The 17,294-nt window shown below is 45.8% G+C and carries 25 protein-coding genes; 12 read left to right on the plus strand and 13 right to left on the minus strand.

Features of this window, described 5'->3' with window-relative positions; all coding sequences use genetic code 11:
• Positions 1–688: 688 nt before the first annotated feature.
• On the minus strand, positions 689–940 hold the full coding sequence (locus SYN6312_RS04215; protein WP_015123619.1) for a hypothetical protein: 252 nt from the start codon (positions 938–940) through the stop codon (positions 689–691).
• Complete coding sequence (locus SYN6312_RS19665; RefSeq protein ID WP_015123620.1) at positions 941–1,273, minus strand: hypothetical protein; 333 nt, start codon at positions 1,271–1,273, stop codon at positions 941–943.
• A gap of 202 nt (positions 1,274–1,475) precedes the next feature.
• Between SYN6312_RS19665 and SYN6312_RS04225 the strand changes: the two genes are divergently transcribed.
• The 5 genes from SYN6312_RS04225 (at position 1,476) to SYN6312_RS04240 (ending at position 3,931) form a co-directional block, all read left to right on the plus strand.
• On the plus strand, positions 1,476–1,895 hold the full coding sequence (locus SYN6312_RS04225) for an SWIM zinc finger family protein (protein WP_015123621.1): 420 nt from the start codon (positions 1,476–1,478) through the stop codon (positions 1,893–1,895).
• Positions 1,896–1,974: 79 nt separating this feature from the next.
• Positions 1,975–2,133, plus strand: coding sequence for a hypothetical protein (locus SYN6312_RS19670; protein ID WP_015123622.1), 159 nt, complete (start codon positions 1,975–1,977; stop codon positions 2,131–2,133).
• Positions 2,134–2,194: 61 nt separating this feature from the next.
• Positions 2,195–3,031, plus strand: a complete 837-nt coding sequence (locus tag SYN6312_RS19290) for a hypothetical protein (protein WP_015123623.1) — start codon at positions 2,195–2,197, stop codon at positions 3,029–3,031.
• Between the two features lie 24 nt (positions 3,032–3,055).
• Positions 3,056–3,490 (plus strand): hypothetical protein, encoded by a 435-nt coding sequence (locus SYN6312_RS04235; protein ID WP_015123624.1) that lies wholly within the window; start codon positions 3,056–3,058, stop codon positions 3,488–3,490.
• Between the two features lie 24 nt (positions 3,491–3,514).
• Positions 3,515–3,931, plus strand: coding sequence for a hypothetical protein (locus tag SYN6312_RS04240; protein ID WP_015123625.1), 417 nt, complete (start codon positions 3,515–3,517; stop codon positions 3,929–3,931).
• A gap of 18 nt (positions 3,932–3,949) precedes the next feature.
• Here the strand turns inward: SYN6312_RS04240 and SYN6312_RS04245 are convergent, their stop codons facing one another.
• On the minus strand, positions 3,950–4,153 hold the full coding sequence (locus SYN6312_RS04245; protein WP_015123626.1) for a hypothetical protein: 204 nt from the start codon (positions 4,151–4,153) through the stop codon (positions 3,950–3,952).
• A gap of 292 nt (positions 4,154–4,445) precedes the next feature.
• On the opposite strand from SYN6312_RS04245, the gene SYN6312_RS04250 reads away from it, so the two are divergent.
• The 7 genes from SYN6312_RS04250 (at position 4,446) to SYN6312_RS04280 (ending at position 8,201) form a co-directional block, all read left to right on the plus strand.
• A complete protein-coding gene (locus SYN6312_RS04250; protein WP_015123627.1) occupies positions 4,446–5,033 on the plus strand; it encodes a hypothetical protein in 588 nt (195 codons plus the stop codon).
• Positions 5,034–5,090: 57 nt separating this feature from the next.
• Complete coding sequence (locus SYN6312_RS04255; protein ID WP_015123628.1) at positions 5,091–5,300, plus strand: hypothetical protein; 210 nt, start codon at positions 5,091–5,093, stop codon at positions 5,298–5,300.
• 66 nt (positions 5,301–5,366) lie between these two features.
• Positions 5,367–5,561: a hypothetical protein gene (locus SYN6312_RS04260; RefSeq protein WP_015123629.1), complete on the plus strand. Its 195-nt coding sequence runs from the start codon at positions 5,367–5,369 to the stop codon at positions 5,559–5,561.
• Between the two features lie 9 nt (positions 5,562–5,570).
• Positions 5,571–6,602 carry a hypothetical protein gene (locus SYN6312_RS04265; protein WP_015123630.1) on the plus strand — a complete coding sequence of 344 codons (1,032 nt, stop codon included), beginning with the start codon at positions 5,571–5,573 and terminating at the stop codon, positions 6,600–6,602.
• Positions 6,603–6,605: 3 nt separating this feature from the next.
• Positions 6,606–6,893 (plus strand): hypothetical protein, encoded by a 288-nt coding sequence (locus SYN6312_RS04270; RefSeq protein ID WP_015123631.1) that lies wholly within the window; start codon positions 6,606–6,608, stop codon positions 6,891–6,893.
• A gap of 156 nt (positions 6,894–7,049) precedes the next feature.
• Entirely contained in the window at positions 7,050–7,562 is a 513-nt protein-coding gene (locus tag SYN6312_RS04275) for a hypothetical protein (RefSeq protein WP_015123632.1), read from the plus strand.
• Positions 7,563–7,592: 30 nt separating this feature from the next.
• Complete coding sequence (locus SYN6312_RS04280; protein WP_015123633.1) at positions 7,593–8,201, plus strand: HD domain-containing protein; 609 nt, start codon at positions 7,593–7,595, stop codon at positions 8,199–8,201.
• A 24-nt stretch (positions 8,202–8,225) separates the two neighbouring features.
• On the opposite strand, the gene SYN6312_RS04285 is transcribed toward SYN6312_RS04280, so the two are convergent.
• From SYN6312_RS04285 to SYN6312_RS04330, 10 genes are all read right to left on the minus strand, one after another.
• A complete protein-coding gene (locus tag SYN6312_RS04285) occupies positions 8,226–11,366 on the minus strand; it encodes a type I restriction endonuclease subunit R (RefSeq protein WP_015123634.1) in 3,141 nt (1,046 codons plus the stop codon).
• Between the two features lie 13 nt (positions 11,367–11,379).
• On the minus strand, positions 11,380–11,565 hold the full coding sequence (locus SYN6312_RS04290) for a hypothetical protein (RefSeq protein WP_015123635.1): 186 nt from the start codon (positions 11,563–11,565) through the stop codon (positions 11,380–11,382).
• A gap of 43 nt (positions 11,566–11,608) precedes the next feature.
• Positions 11,609–11,833, minus strand: coding sequence for a hypothetical protein (locus SYN6312_RS04295; protein ID WP_015123636.1), 225 nt, complete (start codon positions 11,831–11,833; stop codon positions 11,609–11,611).
• Positions 11,823–12,260, minus strand: a complete 438-nt coding sequence (locus SYN6312_RS04300) for a PIN domain-containing protein (protein ID WP_015123637.1) — start codon at positions 12,258–12,260, stop codon at positions 11,823–11,825. Before SYN6312_RS04300 ends, SYN6312_RS04295 begins: the two co-directional genes overlap by 11 nt.
• Positions 12,260–13,594 (minus strand): restriction endonuclease subunit S, encoded by a 1,335-nt coding sequence (locus tag SYN6312_RS04305; protein WP_015123638.1) that lies wholly within the window; start codon positions 13,592–13,594, stop codon positions 12,260–12,262. The genes SYN6312_RS04300 and SYN6312_RS04305 overlap by 1 nt, the downstream gene beginning before the upstream one ends.
• Entirely contained in the window at positions 13,587–13,940 is a 354-nt protein-coding gene (locus tag SYN6312_RS04310) for a DUF86 domain-containing protein (protein ID WP_015123639.1), read from the minus strand. Before SYN6312_RS04310 ends, SYN6312_RS04305 begins: the two co-directional genes overlap by 8 nt.
• Positions 13,937–14,245, minus strand: a complete 309-nt coding sequence (locus SYN6312_RS04315; RefSeq protein ID WP_015123640.1) for a nucleotidyltransferase family protein — start codon at positions 14,243–14,245, stop codon at positions 13,937–13,939. The genes SYN6312_RS04310 and SYN6312_RS04315 overlap by 4 nt, the downstream gene beginning before the upstream one ends.
• A gap of 61 nt (positions 14,246–14,306) precedes the next feature.
• Positions 14,307–14,564: a hypothetical protein gene (locus SYN6312_RS04320; RefSeq protein ID WP_015123641.1), complete on the minus strand. Its 258-nt coding sequence runs from the start codon at positions 14,562–14,564 to the stop codon at positions 14,307–14,309.
• Positions 14,565–14,616: 52 nt separating this feature from the next.
• Positions 14,617–15,195, minus strand: coding sequence for a Uma2 family endonuclease (locus SYN6312_RS04325; RefSeq protein ID WP_015123642.1), 579 nt, complete (start codon positions 15,193–15,195; stop codon positions 14,617–14,619).
• A 33-nt stretch (positions 15,196–15,228) separates the two neighbouring features.
• Complete coding sequence (locus SYN6312_RS04330; RefSeq protein WP_015123643.1) at positions 15,229–16,797, minus strand: class I SAM-dependent DNA methyltransferase; 1,569 nt, start codon at positions 16,795–16,797, stop codon at positions 15,229–15,231.
• Positions 16,798–17,294: the final 497 nt, after the last annotated feature.

Genomic DNA, 17,294 nt, shown 5'->3' on the forward strand with positions numbered 1-17,294 from the left:
CAATCCGTTTGGCCAGGCCAGCCCCATGAGCAAGATTCGCCTTAGAAATGGGGAAGCTAGTCGCCAGACAGTATCGTTTACCCGCACAGAGCCAGCGTAATCACACCTATCCCTTAAAGTCCTCTACAGACACGATTCCTTTGGGGCTTCTTGCTTTCCTCTGAATTTGCGGCTCTACTTTCACAGCTATGGACACTTTGGGTATGCAACTCCATCCCTAAAATGTACCTAAATTCATCAGAAATGTTTGGAAAAGTTCCGAAACTCCATACCTTATTGCAACCAAACTCAGGCCTGGGAGTAAATTTTTCAATCCCTGAAAGCCTTGCCGAATAGGAGTTTTAGCTTTATGGACACAACTGGACTCGAACCAGTGACCCCCACGATGTCAACGTGGTGCTCGACCTAGTGTTTTCAATAGTTTCAAGGCTGTTTTTTGAGTCTTACACGGTAGTTGCACGGTATTGATTATCTAGCCATAGCTAATTAGACATGAGTTTTTAAGATACCGCCGGGGTTAAATTCCCTGTCATTGGCGTTTCATCTGCCAGCCTCAGAACTGGTATGGACAGTAAGATGTCAGCTTTTTTATTTAGTTTTGAGCACGTCTTTTCAAGTCATGGGACGATTACCAGTGAAGAAATTTAATTGATTGATTAACCCAGGCCGGCCAGCTTGGGTCTTTTTTTTACACCTTGTCGAACAGAGTGAGCTTCACCAGGCCACCGGTGAGCAACAGAATTAAGGCCACAATGAAGCTCCATAGACGTTTATCGGTGTCCCGTTGCCTATCCCGAAGCTCATCTACTTTGTCATCAAGAGACTTTAGCTGTGCCTGTGTGACCTTTATCTCAATCGTTAGGGTCTGGATGTCAGACTGCATGGATTTGAGGGTATCCAGTATCTCCTTAGCCTCTGACGCTGTAATCGGTTCACTCATTTAGCTTTCACCTTTGGGTTTACGCCCTCTACGTTTCTGAACTGGGAGAGCTGCATCACCAGGCCCACTAGTGGCATCATCCAGTTCCGCTTTTCCGGAAATCTCCAGGCCGGCCTGGGGGGCATTGCCAAAATCACGCCTAAAGGCATCCAGAATCACACCCCGGAGCCATATCACCCGGTCTTTATCTGGTAGTTGCCTCAACTTTGTATCAACGTCCACAGGCAATTTAATCCCTGTCACCTTGCGGGATAACTCACCTGGAACATCCCCGTAACGCTTTCGCATTGCCTCTATGAACTTGGGAGGCATCACCGGATTAGGATTAGCCACAAATCACCTCTTAGCTTGTTAACCAAAATCATACACAGGTTAACAAGGATAAGCAAATCTTATCATCATTGCTTGTTAACTAGCAAAATACTAATCACAAAATGCTCGTGTTTGCTTGTTAACTAGCTTATATTGGAAATTGTAGAGGGAAGGAACACCGACTAAAGTAATCCTTCCCACACTCTCTAGGAGCATCCCTATTATGACTACCAAAACCGCTACTGACCTCATTTACACTGCCGCCAACGCCGCTCGTATCTTGGGTAAACGGTTCTCTAACTTGGTTATCGAAATCTGGGCTAACGTCGTCTATCTCCACGGTTCTAAAATTTCTCGCTTCGTTTCTAAAACTGCCTTTAAGCAAATGTTTGTAGAGTTCCGTAAAGCCGGAGCCAAGGCCTTAACCGTCACTGCTAACTTATTCGTTCCCAATACCTACAAAGTACGGAATGAAACCAAAGGGACAGCCTACGATGTGTTGATCATTGACCGTCATATCACCTGTGGCTGTGAAGATTACACCGCCCAATATGATGCAATGGGTAAAGGAGTCTGTAAGCATGGCTACGCTGTCCTAAACCATCTCGGCTATAACTGCTTGGCGGATTATCTAAGAGCCTAAACGCTATACAGGATTGGTTTATAGCTTCTCTCAAGTAACAGTAATTAACGTTAGAATTAGATAGGAACGGTAACACAAAATGGATAACTATCAAGAATGGCTGTATGAGATTGAGAGTCGTGAACATTGCGATGATGACCGTGAGCAATGGGAGCTTAATCAACTCACTGAAGATGAGTATTGGGACTGTTTAGAAATTGATGCCCCTCGTGAAGTTTTAGAAGATTGCCCACAGTAATTGCCAGGCCTGGGGGAGCCTCAATCCCCCGCCCATTGCCCCATTAACTGCCTGGAGAGATATGCCAACTGTTCACGAATTGATTTACGAAAAACCGTACTGGATGTTTGACTACGAAACCGGAGAAAACGAAATGAATGCAACAACAGCCACCGCCCCCATTCAGGCCCGTGTCGCCTATATCAGTGAGCCTAAGCCATCCAAATATGGGAATGGGCATTACAACGCTATCTTGTTTCAGGACTTAGCCACGGCCGATGATGATGAGTCGGGAAAATATTGGAAGAATTTACCCAGTGTTGATGCCACCTGTTATCTAGTCGGGGACATTGTGAAATTAACGCCTTGCTTGGATGAGAAGGGCAAAGTTCACCACGACATCACGATTACGCAGCAAGTCAACTCCCCAGGCCCCGCCCCGATATCCGTCAAAAATACTGTTGTGGCCACCACCACCGGCGATCAACTTGAGCCACCTACCCGGCCTGGGGAATGGAGCCTTAAACAAATCCAGGCTGCTTTATCTCGCCCATTGCCTCAGAGTTTATTAGCCACTAAAAAGCTAAAAGGGAACGACATTCTCTATATCCCTTGGTATGTGGCCAACCGGATTCTGGATAAATATTGCCCCGGATGGAATTGGCAGATTGTCCGCATGGAGTTGACGGCCAAACAACTGTTTTTAGTTGGGGAGCTATCCGTTTTAACCAGTGATGGCCTGGTAGTCCGTTCTGCCAGTGGGTGTGAGGATTTGGACTGCTCATCCTATGGATATCCATCAAGCAATGCTGAGTCTATGGCTTTCCGCCGCTGTGCCGCTAAGTTTGGCCTGGGTTTGTACCTCTACGATAAGCAGCCACATGGGGCCTGGGGGGTAACTAACCAGGCCATAATCTGAGAACAACTATTTGAAGGTTGAGTAATGGATAAGTTAATACAATTTCGAGAATTTCTTTATGACAGTTATAGAACTTTTCTGGCTGTAGAAATAGATGACCTGGAGTCAATTAGATTAAGCTATTGTCCGACCAGGGTTGGTAAAACGGAGTTAGAACCTCATTATGAATGTGTTGGATATGGCTCTGATCATTCTGGCTATTTAGTCCAAATTGGTTGCTTTCTCGATCTCACGAAAAACGCCATTTTTTGTGTTAGCCATATTACTGAAGATAAACGGGTATGTGATTCCGATAAAAGATTCATGGATATCGAAGAACTTGGTCAACCCTTTTACGCCTCTATTGTAGAAGTGTCTTGGAATGAGCCATTGGAAATTATTGAACACCAATGCTTAGAATTTACAAAAAAACAATTAGCCGACCTACAGAAACAGATTCGGATATATCTGGACAAATAATGCCATGTTGTATGGAGAATCAAAATGTCAGCACTCAGTCAGTTAATCCAGTTACGCCGTCAACAGGAGCAGCTTGCCACCCAAATCAAAGCTTTAGAACCCCAGGCCATAGATGAGGCAATGACTGCAATTTCTGAAACTGAGAGAAAGACCTTTGATGTGGATGGTGTTAAAGTTCAACTGCGATTTAAGACCCTACCGGCCAAACCCAAAGATGATCCCGAATTGGAGTTTCTGGATTTGGAGATTAAGCGGTTACATGATGCCCAAGTTCAGAAATATCAGGCAGACATTGAAGCCAAACAGGCCGCAATCAAAGCACTGCAAACTGAGCTTGAAGCCTTAACGAATACTGAACAAATACAACGGCTGCAACAGGAATTTAACGAACTGGCAGAAGCCAAGGCCATTCAGCAAACGATACTAGCTCTCTCGTTTTAACCCCCAGGCCTGGGAGACTTAGAACAATTCCCGTTTAGCGGCTTCCACAATCACTCTCCTAAGCCAGGCCCCCTTATTTGGCAAGTTATAGACCTTCCAAAACACACTCACCGGGACGCGCACTGATAGCACCTTACTCGATAACATCTCTTCTGAATCATCTTGCCGTTTGTACTGCTTTGCCTTGAACTCTTGAGTCTGTACCGGATTAGGATTTCCCATTTCATCACCTGCTATCACTATTCTCAACTTATCACAGTCAACAAGGATAGAGTGATATTTATAGCTCACTGTGCAAATGGTTATGGAAATCAATCTTAAAAGAGTTGTAATCACGGGTTGACTCGGATATAGTACCTAAAGAGGTGAGAACAAAACCGCCTCAATGCCCCCAAAGCTGGTAGCCAGGCCACTTGTAAAAGGCAGCAAAGCATTTCCGTAACAGGTTCATCCCCCTGCTTTCCAAGAAAACGGATGCCGCTACAGCACAAGGAATAAAAGGATTTTTAGCACTATGAACGCTACAGTTTCTCTCATCAATGCTGGCTTAGATGTTGCCGTCAACTCGGCCAAGTTATTCGTATCCGTTGCTCAATTTGCCTACTGTTTGGGTGTTGTAACCCGTCAAGCTGCTGAGGCTACCTATAACGCCGGAAAAGCCACCCGTCAGTGGATGGATGAAGTGATTGCCAATGCCGAAGCTCCCCAAGCTGAGACTGTCCAATCTGTCACCACTCCCACCGTTAACATTCCCGATCCTTGGGACGGTGAAGCTCCAGTAGCCAATAACATCATTCCTTATCCCGCTATGCCCCACTTATTAGCTCCTATGGCCATTGCGGGTTATTTGCCCCCAGGCCTGGATGTTTCTCCCACTCCCAAGACTGATGCTCTCAAGGAGTTATTGACCGCCCATCAAGCCAACATGGCCGAGTTAATCACCGTTACTGCCAATCTTGTAGCCGATAAAGAGGAGGATTTAACTGCTCAATACAACGACTTAGGGATTCGGGACTTACGGAATCTCGCCAAGTCTAAAGGCATTACTAAGTATTCCCGCAAATCCAAAGCCGCTCTCTTGAAGGAGTTAGCCACTGTTTAAGTTCACCCAGGCCTGGGAGGTAACTAACCGGGCTACCACCACCAAGAGGATTATTTAATGAACGCAACCTTACCGCGCACCACTGATAACACTGCATCAAAATTACTGAACACTGTTTATGCTCGATTGACGTTGTTGGAGTTGTCTGTAAATGCGATGGCTGATGATGAGTTGGATCCAAGCTGTCAGTATTTCAAAATCATCCACGCTGAGATTGCCCAAGCCATTGCTGAGTTAAGCAAAGCTCAAAAAGCCTTAAATGCTTGATTAACTTGTTTCCCGTCATGGCCTGGGGAGTGACTAACCAGGTTCATTCATCACTTTGAGTACGTTATGAGAATAAAAGATAAACAGGAAAGGGGAAAAATCTCCATACTTTTGCCGATTGAATTGGATCGCCGCCTACGACATCAAGCGATAGATGAAAATTGTACTTGTTCTGAAGTAGTAGAAAATGCGTTAATTGCCTATTTTCAGCTACAAGACAATTCAATCAAAACCGAAGCGATAAACATGGAGGAAAGTTGAGTAATTATTATGACTAAAACACTATGGAAAATTGGGAATGCTTATTATCGGATGGAGTGTGACTTAAATCTTCATAAAGTGGCAGAAGTTACAGGCCTGGAACTAACACCGAGACGATTAAGAAAAGTTGTAGAGCGTATCCCGGCCGGGACTGGTATCTATCAGAAATACAAAGCCAAGTATCCAATCCCCAAACAATACCGTCAGCAGTGGGAAGATGAAACATTCCAAGAACGGGCAGAACGGGATGCCCAACTCGATGGCTACATTGGTCAAGTGGCCAACCTAGTTAAGCGGGAGCATGGTGTCATTGTCCCGACTAGCCACGAAACGCCCTATTGGATGAGTAAAGAAGCCCATGCGGGTTTTCTCAATCACTTCCGAGAGATTTTGGACAATGCCAAGGGCCTGGGAGTCACCAACTTTGCCGCCCATCGTCACCGCAACATTGACCATGAATCGCCAGATTGGGGCAAACTCACTTTGTTGTCTAATCCCCAACCGCTAACGGTTAGTTTTAAGTGGCATCGTAACCCTGAAACGATGAAAGCCTCTGCGGTCTATGACAGTGATACCCACACTATCCATATCCACAATCCCAATTTGGCTTCTGGCGAGAAACTGGAATCGTTTAAGGACTATGAAAACTCTCAGCTAGAAGCCAACAACCGCGTCACTATCAAAAAGAACCAGGCCAAGGTGATGCCCCGCAAAAGGGGATGGTTATCGTTACCAGAGGCTACGTTTGCCCACGAACTTGGCCATGCCCTTCATCACAAGTATGAGGTTGCAACCCGTCCCAGTATGGATGAGTCACAGTATTGGCGTAAATTTACGACTGATGATAAGCCGACTCAACGCCATATCCGGCGCATCCTGAGCCAGTATGTAGCTTCTGACCCGTCTGAATTGGTGGCAGAAACCACTGCTAAATTACTTCACCACTATCCGGTAAGTGCTGATGTGATGGACTTGTATCACCAGTTTGGCGGTCATCCTCTCCGCACTGACCGGATTCCTGAACCCGCTTGGAGATTTTAATCTGTGAGCTACCCCATCCCCCCAGGCCCACTACCCCGCCGCTGTCCGACCCCCATCATCCCTGAACCGTTGCAAACTGCGACCAGTGAAGTCGAGAAACGGGCCTGGTTGGAGCAAAAGACTGTAGAAGAATTATTCACCATCATGAAGCAGATGCAGCTTTACCACTTTGGTTACAAGGACAAGGAATCGCTCGTCCAAATGATTTGTAATCAGCCACCAGGGACATTACTGCAAATGAAACGGGTGCCATGTGGACATCGCTTTCTTCGTCCTAAGTTCTACCGATAACATTACTCATCCCCGACCGTCCAAAAACGGATGTTCGATAGTACGTAATCAGCAAATCTAACCCATTCAGAGCTTGAGCCGATTTTTAATTCCAGTCTCTTCTCTATTCCCTCTGGTTAATATAATGTCTAATATTAGGAATCTTAGGCTTTTGTTATGCGGAATTTAGGCATAATCACAACACTCACAATTATCTTCAATAGTTTTGTAATGCAATCAGTCTTCGCTGAGGAAGCTGAGTTGATTCGGTTGCAGCATAGAAATAGAGTTTCTCGAAATTGTTTGATTGCCATTATGCGAGTGGAAGATGATTTAATTAACCGATTTGTCTTAAATCGAAGCTCTATACAACAGGAAAAACATTTTGAATACTTTAATAGCTATACGATTTTTTTTGTTTTATCTTATAGACAAGCCGGGAGAGATATTCTGTACTCTCCTAAGTTGATAACGGATTTAGCGAAAGATGTATTTATAAACTGCAAAGATAGCAACGTAAGCTCAGTAGTATTTGGAATGGATGCAAGTTCAATTCACGTTCAGTTTGGCGAGGTCAATGGTAAATTTAGTGCTTTTAAGTGTATTGAAGATGTTGTACCTAAAAATTCAAATGATAGATATGAATATCCACGAATTATGCCTTGGGGCTATCAGGCTTGTGCCCTGTGATTATAAGATTCAGAAGGAGGATAGAAAAGAATGAAATTCCAACCCACTCAGCGTTACTTTGATGCCCTAGAGTATGCGGCGACTCTACACAAAGCCCAAACTCGCAAAGGCACAGATATTCCCTACATTTCCCATTTAGCTGCTGTGGCTACGATTGCGATTCACTATGGAGCCGATGAGGATGAAGCCATTGCTGCCTTGCTCCATGATGCAGTGGAGGATCAAGGCGGGTTACAGACTCTAGACTACATTCGCAATGAGTTTGGGGAACGGGTCGCTGAAATTGTCCAGGCCTGTTCAGATTCCATTGCCGATACTATCCAAGGGGAAGAGAAATTACCCTGGAAAGACCGAAAGCTAGCTTATCTTGACCACATCAAAACCGCCTCTCCCTCAGTCCGGCTCGTTTCAGCATCGGATAAGCTCCACAATGCCCAATCTATCCGCCGTGATTATCAAACCCTCGGTGATGAACTGTGGAACCGATTTAATGCGGGTAAAGAGGGAACCCTTTGGTATTACCGCAGTCTAGTTGAAGCGTTCAGAGAACACGGTGATTCACCCCTTCTGCAAACCTTGGATGAGGTTGTGACTGAATTAGAGTCTGTGGTGACTCCATCTGGCAAAGTTGCTACCTAATTTCCACTTGGCTAGAGAGTTAGGTTAAGCTCTGTCCCAATGGGCAGAAAGCGCTTCGGCCTGTTGGAGGACAGTTTGGACGGCCATTGCTTGCATATCTGGGGGATAACCATATTTTTTAAGGATACGTTTAACGATTGTCCGAAGCCTGGCCCTGGCACTTTCACGGTGGGCCCAGTCAACCGTGACATTAGACTTCAAACTGACCAGCAACTCATGGGCGATGATCTTTAACTGTTCATTTCCCATGACTTCGACTGCACTTTGGTTTTCGGCTAGAGCGTCATAGAAGGCATACTCATCCGCTGATAGCCCTTGGTTTTCCCCTCGTGCTTTGGCTGCTTTGATGTCTTGGGCCAGATTAATTAACTCTTGGATCACTTCAACGGTACTGAGGGCATTGGTGTGATACCGGGCGATGGCTTGTTCTAACCGCTCTGAAAACTTTTTCTGCTGGGTAATATTGTTGGCACTGCGGGAGCGAACTTCATCATTGAGTAATCGTCTTAAGGCCTCAATCGCCAAGTTTTTTTTCTCCATTTGCCGCACTTCTAATAAAAAGTCATCGGATAGAATAGAAATATCAGGAGAAGAAAGCCCAGCGGCACTGAGAATATCAACAATTTCGGTAGAGACTACAGCCCGATCAATAATTTGTTGGACAGCAAATTCTCGCTCGGCGGCTGACTGCCCAGGCCCGGTTGTAGATTTCACTAAAGCTGCCCGAATGGTTTGGAATAGTCCCACTTCATCCCGAATTGACCGAGCTTCATCACTGGCGGCGGCTAAAGCAAAGGCTTTGGAGAGAGCTAAGACTGCATCCTGATAACGGCGGCGGGCCTGTTTTTGCTTGGTTGGTTCTGTTTCTTGGAGGGCAGCTTGGTGTTGCTGGTCTAATATCCACTCCATCGCCTCAGCCATAACCACCAATCGCTCTTGGGGTGTTCCATCCAGGCCCCGCTGGTAATTAAACCCATGAAACATAGCCCGGACAACATCGTATTTTTCCAGCATCAGGGCCACGGCTTCGGCTTCATCAATCCCGGTCTGGCGTTGGTCTTGGGCTGAATAATCACGGAGGGCTTCCCGCAACCGTTGACCAATGCCGATATAGTCCACCACCAGGCCAGCAGGCTTATCCCGAAAGACGCGGTTCACACGGGCAATGGCTTGCATCAGACCATGGCCTTTCATCGGTTTATCCACATACATCGTGTGCAGGGCCGGGGCATCAAAGCCGGTTAGCCACATATCCCTGACAATCACCAGTTGCAAGGGGTCGGTGGGGTCTTTCAGCCGTTTAGCCATCAAATCCCGGCGAGCTTTATTGCCAATGTGGGGTTGCCACTCGGGAGGGTCGGACGCTGCCCCGGTCATCACAATTTTGATGATTCCGGCTTGTTCATCGTCTGAGTGCCAATCGGGTCGCAGTTCAATAATATGGTTGTAGAGTTTGACGCAAATGGCCCGGCTCATGCAAACGATCATGGCCTTACCCTTCAGGGCGGTGATTCGGTTTTCAAAATGAGTGACTAAATCTCTGGCGACTTGTTTTAACCGTTTTTCGGCTCCGACGAGGGCTTGCACGGTGGCCCATTTTTGACTGAGGCGGGCCTGGTCTGAATCCTCATCATCAATCAGGTCTTCAATTTCGGCATCAATTTTCGGTTTTTCATCCTCTGGTAGCTCAATCCGGGCTAAACGGCTTTCATAGTAGATTGGCACGGTTGCCCCATCTTCTACAGCCCGGCTGATGTCGTAAATATCAATGTAGTTCCCAAAGACAGCGGGCGTATTCACATCACTGGCTTCGATGGGGGTTCCAGTAAAGCCAATAAAGGAGGCATGGGGTAGGGCATCCCGCAAATATTTGGCAAAGCCATAGGCAATCACCCCACTTTTTTGATCCACTTTGGCCTTAAATCCATACTGGCTTCTGTGGGCTTCATCTGCGATGACGATGACGTTGCGCCGCTCGGTTAAAACGGGGTAGCGGGTTTCTCCAGTGGGGGGAGCGAATTTTTGGATTGTGGTAAAGATGACGCCGCCGGATACCTGATTAAGAAGGGTTTGCAGGTCTTCCCGGCTATTGGCCTGTTGGGGTGTTTGGCGAATCAAATCCCGGCACATGGCAAAGGTGGCAAAGAGTTGATCGTCTAGATCATTGCGATCTGTAATCACGACAATGGTGGGGTTTTCTAGCTCAGGACGGCGAACCAGTTGCCCCACATAGAAGGCCATCAGTAAACTTTTGCCTGACCCTTGGGTATGCCAGATGACCCCCGCTTTGCGATCTCCGGTTTGATGGGTAGCGGCTATGGTTTTGGCGATGGCTTTCTGGACACCGTGGAATTGGTGATAGCCCGCAATGATTTTGGTAATGCCTGTGCCATCGTCGCCAAAGACGGTGAAATTTTGGATCAGGTTCAGGAGGTGGCGTTTGGTAAATACCCCTTCGACTAAGGTGGACATTTCCGGTGTGCCTTTGGGGGCAATGGTTTCGCCATCCGTGGTACGCCAGGGCATGAACCGTTCTAAGTCTGCGGTTAGGGAGCCAATGCGAGCCATGAGGCCATCGGTTGTGACCAGAACGGCGTTGGTTCTGAACAGGGAGCTAATTTGGGCTTTGTAGGTTTGCAGTTGGTTATAGGCGGCGGCGAGGGTGGCGGTTTCGGTGCCAGGATTTTTAATTTCAATCACTGCCAGGGGCAAGCCATTCACAAAGACCACGACATCTGAGCGGCGGTTCTGGCCTGCTTCGATGACGGTAAATTGGTTTAGCACTAACCAGTCGTTTTGTTCAGGCTGGGCAAAGTCAATGGCATACACTTTATCGCCGCGAATGGTGCCATCGTCACTGTAGAACTCAACATCAATGCCTTCGATGAGGAGTTGATGCAGACGGCGGTTTTCTTCGATGAGGTTGGGCTTTTCGGTGGCAATTAGTTTTTTGAAGGCATCATCGCGGGCAGTGGCGGGAATGGTAGGGTTTAGGCGATCTAGGGCATCCCGCAACCGTTGAGGCAGAATGACATCGGCATAGGATTCCCGCTCGGGGGCTGTGCCATCGGGGTTAGCAACACTATCGGGCAGGTAATGATAACCGAGGTGTTGCAGTTGCTCGATGAGTACCTGTTCAATGTCGTCTTCGGTAACAAAACTCATGGGATGGGCGGCTCTATTTATTTATGGCAAACATTTTGGCGTTGGACAGAAGGCGATAATCAAGTTCGGGATGTTTTGATAGCCATTCTTGCTCTAATGATTTGAGTGCATTAGCCATTAATCGCAGATCATGATTAAACTCAGCACTACGATTAGCCCGGATTTTGTGTAGTTCTTCAATAATCGGATCATTCCACATAGTTTTTTCCTAATACTTTTCAAGTAGTGAATGATTGCACAGTTCAGCCAGCATGGTTTTGTTGACTTTGGTTGAAGGCTTGGATTTTTTCAGATAAACTATCTACGGTTTCGTCAGCAAATAGTTCTTCTTTGGCTTGGAGATAGTCGCCACTCCCTAAACCACAAGAGGCAATAAATCGGGCAACTTTCCAGGGTTCCATTTCTTTAACTAAGACCTTTAAGGTTTCTTCTAAAATTTGTCGATCAGAGATCATGTTAATTTTCATTATCAAACTCCAAAATAAAATCTACTGGGTTAATGACGGAAATAATTAAGTTTTTACAACGGTTAATTAGTCGTTTGTCACAAGTTAACATATAGCTACAGTTTGCAGCTTCGGCACAGGCCACGTGTAAGGCATCTAGTTCTTTAACTCCAATTTCTTGTAGGGTTTTAGCTCGATCTATAATTGATTGCGTGAGCGTTACTTTATGGATGGCAAACTGAGAGTAGGTCAAAACAAAAATTGCTTGTTCTTGTTTGGGATTGCGGCTACTTTCATATTCCAATACATCAGAGAAAACCAGTTCTATTTGTTGGCTCTCGATAGCTTGAAAGATTAAGATAACAGCTTGAGTTTCCAGAAAGATTTTGGCCTGGGATTGGTCGTCGAATGGGCGATTAAAAACACTGGTGTCAAGATAAACTCTCATTACATCACCTCTTCAACCATTTTTTCAGCTTCTTTTACCCGGATTTCACCAGACATGAGCCTAGGTAAGAGTCGATCTCGTAGTTCAGCTAGCGTGCTAGAAATCACCTGATTACATAAAACAGTATCCATAAAGGGGACAACCTGATCTTCAAATTTTTGAACCATCATCTTCGATGGCTTAGTGCAAGTGGTATTTAAGAAAGTTTTTGTTGTTATTGTGTCAAAAATAGTGCCGTATGATTGCTGTCGTAACTCTTCTATTAAATTTTTGAGCATAAAATAGATGAAATAATCTCCAAAATGATCCTTTGCCTTAAGACCATAATTAGTCTGATTCATTGTCATTGGGCGACCTAGTATTCGATGCTCTCCGACTGTGCCACGGGCTGTAATAATAGTGGTTTTTGGTGGTAACAGCTTAGTACTGCTTTTATCAATTCCTGTTTGAGTGATTTTCTTTTCTGTCTCTAATAAGAAAGACCCATTAGCATTTTTTACATCTTTTGCTGAGACCCAATCAATATCACCGTCCCAATAGCTAGGTTCAGATGTTTTTGGCGTGCCACCACTTAGTAAATCAGCAAATTCTAAAATATTGCCTACATTCCACCCCTGCGGTAAGCCTGTTTCTTCATCAATCGTGTCTGGAAAAAGTGACCACACCTGGCCTGGGAGATAAGGGGGGCGGCCTGCCATCTTTGCGCGGGTGGGGCCAAAATCTATAAACCAATCTTTGAAAATTGCCCTGGCCATAGCCTCTAGGGTTTCGTTCATCTGCCGATTCAGTTCGATTTTGTCATCAAGAGAGCCGAGGATATTAGTGATTGCCTTTTGCTCATAGAGCGGGGGAACAGGCAGAGAAGCTTGCCTCAAAGTAGTTAGCGGTTGTTGAATTTGAGGAACGCCAACTTGAGATACTCGACTGAAAAGATAATGTTGTCCTTCAGAGGAAGAAAGCCAGTAATAAAGATATTCAGGTAATAGTTTTTCTGGATCGCATTTAACACGCAACATACTATTGCCCATTATGTAGCGATCAAACTTTCTATTCTTGGGCATTAAACCTATCTGACCAAGTGTTCCTTTGTGAACAAGTAATACATCGCCAGGGAAAGACTCAAATTTAGACAGTCTGTCAGCAGTCTCTTCACTTATAAAGACAAAGCCATCGTCATAAAATCTTCCGCTATTTACATTTACTCCTCGCAAAAGTGGTACGCCTGATGATGTGTACTCCTGAGGAGTTAAAGCTTTTCCAAATGGGCCAATTTGTGTAGAGTATGGCTCATCAGCAGCACACTGAGCAATTGTTTTTCGTGTCCATTCACTCATCGATTGCCACCTCCCCTAGCTGAGTCAAAAGCTCTACAATTTGCGGTTTTAAATTAGGAATATCTACCTGCACAGCCTCCCAAACAATATCCAGATCGATCTCAAAATAGAGATGAACCAGAATAGTTCGCATTCCGATAATTTTTGACCAAGGAACTTCTGGGGCTAGGTCTCGTATATCCTGCGGCAGAGTTCGGGTGGCTTCTCCAATAATTTGTAGATGCCTCAGAAACCAAACCTGAACCAGTTCATTATCCTCATAGTCTTCACGACTCAGATGTTGATAACGCTCGATTGCTTCGATTGCCAAGAGAATATCTTTTACCTTTTTTTGAGGTTCTCTCATAGGACAATTGATTCACTTAAAACTCGATCCCGAATGCTTTTTTTTAGCCCCTTTTGGCTCACTACATCCACTTGCAAGCCCAATAAAATTTCTAAATCATATTGCAATCCACCCAGATCGAATAAGCTTCTGCCTACTTCCATCTCCACCAGAAAATCAATATCGCTTTTCTCGTCTGCATCCCCCCGCGCTATAGACCCAAAAACTCTTATATTCTTGGCTCCATGTTTTTGGGCAATAGCAAGAATATCCTCACGCTTCTGTTGGAGAAACCTAAGATTTAATTTTTCCTTTATATTGCTCATTGACTGCCTCCTTCGTCAGACGTTAAGCGATTGATCAGTTTTGGGTATTCCTCCAGAACAATCACTTCAGACACTCCCAGTCTTCTTCTTCAACAATCGGACTAACAATATCGCCGATAGTTTTGATTGTTCCTGCCAGTTCTGGAATAGGGAATTGACGTTTAGGGGTAATTAGCTGCTCAGTCTCGTTATCAACTGTGGCATCAAAAGAAGGCGTTAGTAACGTTAAGATTGCCCTAGTTGAGACCTGAACACTCAAAGGTTCTAAGATGCGAATTGTCCCATCCGGTTCAATAATGGCTTCAACTGCTTTTAGCATGATGATTCACCTGCAACAAAAATCTAGGACTTGAAACTCTTCCGAAATATTCCTATTTCTGAGACTCGAAAATAACATCCTCATAGAACTGCTCAATAGGAAGGGACAAGCCAATACTTTTAAGCTCTACTTGATCACCAGGTCTATAACTCAAAATTAGCCATTCCCCCGCATCATTCTTGTGATAAATATCAATCGCTATCTCATCTGAACTGACTAAAACATAATCCGTCAAATTTGGATTGTGGCGATAATGTTCAAACTTTTTGCCCCGATCATAGGCTTCGGTGCTGGGGGAAAGCACCTCAACAATCAGGCAGGGGTAGCTGATGTAATACTGATTCTGGCGATCTCGCTCATCACAAGTCACACTCAAATCGGGGTAAGTATAGTTCGAGGTATAAAGAATATTGACTTTTAAATCTGAATCAAAAACTCTACACTGACTTCCCCGCATCTGCGCCCTAATGAGGCTACCAATATTCAGCTTGATCGCACTATGATTTTGCGTGCCACCCGTCATCGCATACACACGACCATCAATCAATTCGTGCCTTTCTAACTGCCCTTCCTCCCAAATGAAATACTCATCCGGTGAAAAATACGGCTCTCTCTCTTGGGCTGCAACCATGACCTTACCCTCCCTTATCCAAACGGTAACAAATCAAAAGTCATACCCCAGACCCTGCAAATTTTCCCGAATCACGGATTCTAAACGGGCTGACTCTTGGAACTGTTGCCCCAGCTTGGTTGTGAGTTGCTGCATGACTTCGGCAAAGGGGGTGTCGTCTTCCTCGGCGGCGGCGGCTCCCACATACCGGCCTGGGGTTAAAACGTAGCCATGCCCCCGGATTTCCTCTAAATTGGCAGACTTGCAAAATCCCGGTATATCCTCATAGCCTGCCCCTTCCCGCCAGCAATGGTAAGTTTCTGCAATTTTAGCCACATCTTCATCACTGAACTCTCGCCGGGTTCTGTCCACCATGTAGCCCAACTTCCGAGCATCAATAAACAGAATCTCGCCACGCCGGTCTCTTAGTTTTTTATCTCGGGCAATGCCGTTGGACTTATCCTTGGCCAAAAACCATAAACAGGCCGGAATCTGGGTGGAATAAAAAAGCTGGCCTGGTAAGGCAATCATGCAGTCAATCGCATCTCCCTCAATCATGGCCTGGCGAATGTCCCCTTCCCCACTCTGTTGCGATGACATGGAGCCATTGGCTAAGACCACCCCCGCTGTTCCTGTCGGAGCCAGATGGTGCCAAATATGTTGTAACCAGGCATAGTTGGCATTGCCTACGGGCGGAATCCCAAACTTCCAGCGGGCATCCTCTCGAATCCGATCCCCACCCCAATCCGAGATATTAAACGGTGGATTCGCCAGAATAAAATTGGCTCGCAAATCTGGCAACTCGTTTTTATGAAAGGTTCCTTCAGAGTTCCAGCGAATATCCGAATCAATCCCCCGCACGGCCAAGTTCATCTTGCATAACCGCCAAGTGGTGTAATTGCTTTCTTGACCGTAAATAGCAATATCACCAATCCGCCCGGCGTGATCTTCGACAAACTTTTCCGACTGAACAAACATCCCACCGGAGCCACAACAGGGGTCATAGACACGCCCTTGGTAGGGTTGCAGCATTTCCACCATCACCCGCACCACTGACCGGGGGGTATAAAATTCACCGCCACGCTTACCCTCTGACCCGGCAAATTGACCTAGGAAATATTCATAGACTCGCCCCAACACATCCCTGGCATTATCGTGGCTAGTCCCAAAGGCAATATTGGAAATCAGGTCAATCAGTTCGCCCAACATGACAGCATTTAACGCTGGCCTGGCATATTCTTTGGGTAACACCCCCTTGAGCGAATCGTTAACCTTCTCCAGGCCCAGCATGGCTTCATCAATTAACTTCCCGATAGTTGGTTGCTTGGCATTGGCCTGGAGATAAGACCAGCGGGACTCTTTCGGCACCCAAAAGACGTTCTCGGCGGTGTATTCGTCCTTGTCCTCTAGAATTTCGGGATCATCGGGGAATTCTGCGGCCAGTTCCTGCTGCTTTGCCTCAAACCGATCTGAGATGTGCTTCAGAAAAATCAGCCCCAAGACAACGTGCTTATAGTCTGATGGCTCCATGTTGCCTCTCAGTTTGTCCGCTGCTTTGAATAGCTCCGCTTCGTAACCGAGGTTAGCTCCAGCAGGGGTAGGGGTAACAGCAGAACGAGGCATGACAACTCCGAGAAAGCTCTGAAAGTCTCAATATTTCTGAAGGATAGCTCAAAGTGCTTTGAGTCTTGAAGCATCTGGGCCTGGGCAAGTAGAGAAGGCGATCACTCAGTTGGCCTGGTAACAACCCCATCGAGTGGTTATTAAAAGCCTTTGGTTTACGATTTTAAAGTTTCTCAAAAACCCGCTCCAACCGGATTGTTAGCTCGTTCTGCTAAACAAGATTATCTTTATCAAAAATGCCAGGATTTTGATTCTTAACAATCTTTGCTATTTGTAAAGCCAAGTCCCTATCTTCTACCTCAAATAAATATGCAATGACGCGAATACCGTCTTCTTGATACTCAGAACGATTAACAACAAGAGCATTGAAGTCTATGTAGTGCCCCTGCCCCTCGTACCTAAGAGTGCTTCTTTCTCCTTTGAGAAAATTAGGATCTGATTCAAAGACTATTAATGGTATAGCCTACAGGGTTAGTTCCAGTGTCCTTAATGGTAAG

Origin of the sequence: Synechococcus sp. PCC 6312 (genome assembly GCF_000316685.1) — a bacterium.
GTDB lineage: Bacteria > Cyanobacteriota > Cyanobacteriia > Thermosynechococcales > Thermosynechococcaceae > Pseudocalidococcus.